Raw genomic sequence first — 5810 nt, 5'->3', positions numbered from 1 at the left:
TGACCTGACCGCCGACGCCCCGCCGCCGCCAGCCCCTGACGGCAGTGGCGGCGGCGGGTCGCTCCAACCGGCTCAGCCGAACTGGGCCGTGATCCGGGTGAACTCCCAGTCGGGCTGGGCGATGCTCGAGCAGTCCGAGCTGAGCGGACCGCCCGCGCAGCCGCGGTCGCGGTTGACCGACCAGAACGCCAGGCGGGCCAGGCCACGGGACTCCGCCCAGTCGCGGATCGAGGTCCACTGCGCGGTCGTCGTGATCTCGTTCTGGTCCGACCGGCCGTTCATGCCGGAGATGCCCATGTGCGCGTACGCCGTCGCATCGGACCAACCGAACGCGGTCTTCAGCGCGTTCTTCAGGCCCTCCGAAGCGCTGACCGTCGCCGCGTACATGTCGGCACCGCCACCGAAGTTGAACGGCATGATGGTCCAGACGTCCACATTGGCCTGCAGCGCCGCGCCCTGGTTGATCAGGCGGGTGCCCCACCAGGACGGGCCGGTGGTCGCCGTCGGGATCGTGACGATCGTCTTCAGGCCCGGGTTGTTCTGCTTGAGGATCTTCAGCGCGCCGAGGATCCGGTCCTGCACGACCTCGCTCTCGAACTCGTCCGTGTTCTCCACGTCGAGGTCGATCGCCTTGAGGCTGTACGCGCTGATCACCTGCTGCAGCGCGCCGGCCAGGGCCGAGGCGGACGAGCAGTTCGGGCCGAGCTTGTTGCCGCTCCAGCCGCCGACCGACGGGATGACGTCGCCGCCCGCGGACCGGATCGCCGCGATCTGCTGCGCGTCGCCCGCGCTGTTGATCGGCCGGTTGCCGTCCCACGCCGGGCTGCAGCCGCCGCCGGAGAGCACGAACGCCTTGGTGAACCACTTGATGCCGGTCGCCGACATCACCGTGTTGACGTTGGGCACGTTGCCCCACGAGTAGATGTACGGCGCGGCGATCTGCGGCCCGGTGCCGGGGTTGGTGCAGCCGGTCGTCGTGCCGGACACCGCGCCCGATCTGGCCGACTCACCCTGCGCGTTGTACGCGGCCACCGTGTATGAACGCGATGCGCACGCGGGCAGCCCGGTGATCGTCGCGCTGGTGCCGGTGACGGTCGCGCGCACGGTCGTACCCTCGTAGACCCGATAGCCCGTGGCCCCGGACGAGGCGTTCCAGGCGACGGAGATCGAGTTGGCGGTCGTGCCGGTGACCCGCACGTTGCCCGGCGTCGCGGGTGCGCCCGGGTTGGTCGGCGGCCCGCCCGCGCAGGACGAGCCGTTGACGGTGCAGTTGGTCGGGTCGCCGTTGCCCGCGGCGATGAAGCCGAAGCTGGCGGTGCCGTTCGGGCCCAGCGTGCCGTTCCACGACTTGCTGGTGAACGTGAACCGCTGGCCGGACCGGGTCATGTCCGCGTCCCAGAACGAGCCGACCGAGGTGCCGCTCGGCAGGTCGAAGACGACGTTCCACGAGGTGATGGTCGACGACGTGTTGTTGGTGACGGTGAACTTGGCCTCGTAGCCGGAACCCCAGCTCGCGGTGCGGACGAAGGCGGCGGTGGCCGCGGACGCGGCGGGCGCGACGGCCACGCCGACCACCATGGCCGCGAGGGCCAGGCCGGCGGTGACGGCGACCTTTCTGTGCAGTCTCACGGTTTCTCCTCGCTCAGGGCAGGGTGGCCAGGTGGGGGTCGACGGTGTTGGCGAACTGGTTGCCGTTGCTGACGTCCCAGTTGATCGACCAGGTCATCGCGCCGCGGATGCCCGGGTACGTGCGCGGCGGGCGGAAGCTGCCGCAGTTGGTGCCCCGGGCGAGGCAGTCGAGCGCCTGGTTGACGAGGCTCGGCGAGACGACCCCGCCGCCCGCGGCGCCGGGCCCGGCTGGCAGGCCGAGAGCGACCTGGTCGGGCCGCAGCCCGGCCTCCAGCTGGATGCAGGCCAGCGCGGTCATGAAGTTGACCGTGCCCTGGCTGTACGCGAACGACTGGTCGCAGCCGAGCATCGAGCCGGAGTTGTAGAACTGGGTGTGTACGACCGTCAGGATGTCGCGGATGTCCAGCGCCAGCTTGAAGTAGGACACCGTCGGGTTCTGCATGTCGATCGTCTGTGGTGCCATCGTGATGATCAGGTTCGCGCCGACCCGGCTACGCAGGCTGCGCAGGGCCTGGGCCATGAACGTCGGGTTCAGTCCGTTCTCCAGGTCGATGTCGACGCCGTCGAAGCCGTACGACTGGATGAGGTTGAACATCGAGTTGCTGAAGTTGGTCGCGCTCGTGGCGTCGTTGACGGCGACCCGCCCCGCCTCGCCGCCGACCGACAGGATCACCTTCTTGCCGCGCGAGTGCAGCGTGGCGATGTCGGCGCGGAAGTCCGCGTCGGAGTAGCCGCCGAGCGCCGTGGCCAGCCCCGGGTCGACGGCGAACGTGACGGCGCCGGGTGTGCTGGTCGCCTCGGCGAAGGCGACCGCGATCAGGTCGTACGCCGCCGGTGTGTCGCGCAGCCGCAGCTCGACGGCCGGGTTGACGAAGTTGTGCCAGTAGCCGGTCAGGAAGTGCGCCGGCAGCGGGCCGGTGGAGCAGCCGGTGGTGGTGCCGCTGACGGCGGCGCTGCGGGCCGACTCGCCGGCGGTGTTGTAGGCGGCGACGGTGTACGTCCGGGACGCGCACGCCGGCAGGCCGCTGATCGTGGCCGTCGTGCCGGTGACCGTGGCGCGCACGGTCGTGCCCTCGTAGACGCGGTAGCCGGTGACCGTGCCGGTCGACGCGTTCCAGGCGAGCGAGATCGCGCTGCCGGTCGTGCCGGTGACCCGCACGCTGCCGGGCGTGCCGGGCACCTGCGGCCCGGTGCCGCCGCTGGTCGTGCCGGTCACGGCGGCGCTGCGGGCGGACTCACCCGCGGAGTTGTAGGCGGCGACGGTGTACGTGTGCGCGGTGTTCGCGGCGAGCCCGCCGATCGTGGCGGACGTGCCGGTCACGGTCGCGACCTGGGTGTTTCCTTCGTACACCCGATAGCCGGCAACGGTGCCGCTGCTGGCACCCCAGGCGAGCGAGATGCTGGCCTGGGTCACCCCGGTGACGCTGGGCGCACCCGGCGTGCCCGGCGGTTGCGTGCCCGGGTCGGGGGTGCCGCCGCAGGAAGCGCCGTTGAGCGTGCAGTTGGCCGGCGACCCGGCGCCGGCACCGATGAGCCCGAACGACGCGGTGGCGCCCGGCGCGAGCGTGCCGTTCCAGGACTTGTTGCGGAACGAGAAGCGCTGGCCGTTGCGGGTCAGGTCGGCGTCCCAGAAGCTGCTCACCGAACTGCCCGCCGGCAGGTCGAACGCGACCGTCCACCCGTTCATGGTGGTCGTGCCGCCGTTGGTGATCGTGTACTTGCCCTCCCAGCCGGTGCCCCAGTCGGAGGTCTTGACGAAGGTGGCGGTCGGTCCGGCGGCCATCGCGGGTGTCGCACCCACGACGGCGGTCACCCCACCGAGCAGGGTGACCGCCGCGGTGACCATCAGGGTCCGCAAGCGCATGAAGTCCTCCCCAGGCCCGCGCTCACATCGATAGATGGCCAATTATTAAGAGTCTTAACTGTAGATGTAAAGAGTCAGTTCCAATCGACTTTCAACAATGGACCTGGGAGCAGGCGGCGGTCGTCGGCCAGCCGCGCCGCGGAACCAACCAGCCCAGCCAGCTCAGTTCCGGAACTGGAACCAGTTGACGTTGACGAAGTCGTTGGGTTGGCCGCTGGTGAAGGTCAGGAAGACCGTGTGCGTGCCGGTCGTGGGCGTCACGTTCCCAGGTATCGACCGCCAGCTCTGCCAGCCGCCGGTGTTCGCCAGCGCGAAGCTGCCGATCGGCGCGTTGCTGCGGCTGTCCAGCCGCACCTCGACCAGGCCGCTGACCCCGCCGCCGGCGCCCGACGCGACGCGGGCGACGAAGTCCCGGGCCGGCGTCGAGCCGAAGTTGACGTTGTTGAACTGCACCCAGTCACCGTTGCGGACGGCGCCGATGTTCTGGCCGCCCTCGCTGCACGCCTCGACGATCACGCCGCTCTGGGCGTTGAAGGACTCCGCCTGGATCTGGTTGTACGCGGAGCCACCGCCACCGGGGTTGCCGGTCGGCGGCGGGTCGGTCGGGTTGGAGCCCCCACCACCGCGGGTCCACACGGCGACGTAGTCGACCAGCATCGGCCGGCCCGAGACCGTGGACGCGGTCGGCGTGCCCGAGCCGGCCACACCGTTGGGGAACGCGCCGCCCATCGCGACGTTGAGCAGGATGAAGTAGCCGGCGTGGCTGGTCATGTTGGACCAGTGCGGCTCGCCGACCTGCGACTGGGTGACGGTGTGGAAGAGCGTGCCGTCGACGTACCACCGCAGCTGTTGCGGGCTCACGCTCGCGTCCCACTCGAACCGGTAGGTGTGGAACGCGGACTGGCACGACGAGCCGGGGCAGGCCCGCGAGGTGCCGAGGCCGTTGGTCTCGTTGCAGGGCCCGCCGGGCGAAACTCCACAGTGGAGCACGCCCCAGACGGAGTTGATCCCGTTGACGTTCTCCATGATGTCGAACTCGCCGATGGCCGGCCAGTTCCAGTAGTTGCCCCGGTACGGCGCGCCGAGCGCCCAGAACGCGGGCCAGTAGCCGGCCGCCTGCGCCCCGGTCACGTTGGGCATCTGGATGCGGCCCTCGATGCGCAGCACGCCACCCGAGGGCGCCTTGAAGTTGCTGCGCTGAGTCTCGATCCGGGCCGAGGTCCACTGCCCGGACCCGTTGCGGATCGGCGTGATCCGCAGGTTGCCCGAGCCGTCGAGGCTCAGGTTGGACGTGCTGTTGGTGTAGGTCTGGATCTCGCCGGTGCCCCAGTTGCCGGGCCCGCCCGGGTAGCCGGTGCCGGTGTCGATGATCCAGTTCGCCGATGAGGGCAGGCTGTTGGCCGAGCCGTTGAAGTCGTCGCTCCAGGCCAGGGTCCAGCCCGAGGGCGTGGCCGGCACGGAGGCGTTGGCCGTGACCGCCGTGGCGACGGCCGCGACGGTGATGGTTGCGGTGGCGATCGATAACAGGACGCGACGTTTCATATGTGGCCTCTCTCGAGCGGGGGACGGGCCGTGAGAGCGCTCTCAGACGGGTTGTAACGGACATAGGGACGTTTGTCAATGCCCAGGTCGCCGCAGCACCAGGTGCTCCAGCGCGGTCCACGCGGTGGTGGTGACCAGGTACAACGTGGCCGCGAGGGGCAGCACGAGGGCGGTCGGCACGGTGAGAAAGGACATGAAGGGCATCACTCGGGCGAGCCCGGTCGATTGTGGACCAAGCGCACGGCGGGAGCGGCGGGCGAAGAAGACGGCGAGCAGGAGCAGCAGCACGACGAGCGCGCCGAAGACCGGGATGGTCGCGCCACCGAGGCCGGCCGCCAGGTGGTGGCCGAGCGGGACGCCCCACAGCTCGCCGGCGGGCGGCGAGATCGCGAACGTGCGGTACATGACCAGGAAGAAGGGCGCCTGGGCGAGGGCCGGCAGGCAGCCGGCGAGCGGGTTGGAGCCCGACTCGCGGTAGAGGGTCGTCAGCTCCGTGCGGAGGCGGTCGGGCTGCTTGGCGTACCGCTGCTGGAGCTCCTGGATCTTCGGCAACATCGCGTTGCGGCGGCGCTCACCACGGACGGCGGCGACGCTGAGCGGCGCGACCGTGAGCCGCACGGCGACCGTGAACAGGATGATCGCCAGGGCCATGGCGTACGGGCCGGCGAGCGGGGTCAGAAAGCCGGCGATACCGGACAGGACCACCGGGGAACGCCGCGCCGGCGTTGCGGAACGCCGCGCGGTCCGGCGACGTCTTCAGGCTGATGTCGTTGCC

The 5810-nt window shown here is 70.4% G+C and carries 4 protein-coding genes; all 4 read right to left on the bottom strand.

Annotated features, from left to right (window positions below):
- Nucleotides 1–72: 72 nt before the first annotated feature.
- The 4 genes from AB0H87_RS36895 to yidC all read right to left on the bottom strand — a co-directional run bounded on the left by AB0H87_RS36895 (nucleotide 73) and on the right by yidC (nucleotide 5740).
- Nucleotides 73–1629 (bottom strand): cellulose binding domain-containing protein, encoded by a 1557-nt coding sequence (locus AB0H87_RS36895; RefSeq protein ID WP_360156791.1) that lies wholly within the window; start codon nucleotides 1627–1629, stop codon nucleotides 73–75.
- Nucleotides 1630–1642: 13 nt separating this feature from the next.
- Nucleotides 1643–3475 carry a cellulose binding domain-containing protein gene (locus AB0H87_RS36890; protein ID WP_360156794.1) on the bottom strand — a complete coding sequence of 611 codons (1833 nt, stop codon included), beginning with the start codon at nucleotides 3473–3475 and terminating at the stop codon, nucleotides 1643–1645.
- A gap of 180 nt (nucleotides 3476–3655) precedes the next feature.
- Nucleotides 3656–5035, bottom strand: a complete 1380-nt coding sequence (locus AB0H87_RS36885) for a carbohydrate-binding protein (protein WP_360156788.1) — start codon at nucleotides 5033–5035, stop codon at nucleotides 3656–3658.
- A gap of 75 nt (nucleotides 5036–5110) precedes the next feature.
- Nucleotides 5111–5740 carry a membrane protein insertase YidC gene (gene yidC / locus AB0H87_RS36880; protein WP_360156785.1) on the bottom strand — a complete coding sequence of 210 codons (630 nt, stop codon included), beginning with the start codon at nucleotides 5738–5740 and terminating at the stop codon, nucleotides 5111–5113.
- Nucleotides 5741–5810: the final 70 nt, after the last annotated feature.

Source organism: Asanoa sp. NPDC050611, assembly GCF_040654855.1.
GTDB lineage: Bacteria > Actinomycetota > Actinomycetes > Mycobacteriales > Micromonosporaceae > Asanoa.
The sequence above is the reverse complement of the archived record's forward strand: the minus strand, read 5'-3'. Positions and strand labels throughout refer to the sequence as shown.

Bases quoted from the DNA above. Each gene is read 5' to 3' on its own strand.
- AB0H87_RS36890 (WP_360156794.1), bottom strand. From the start codon at position 3,475: ATGGTCACCGCGGCGGTCACCCTGCTCGGTGGGGTGACCGCCGTCGTG.
- AB0H87_RS36885 (WP_360156788.1), bottom strand. From the start codon at position 5,035: ATGAAACGTCGCGTCCTGTTATCGATCGCCACCGCAACCATCACCGTC.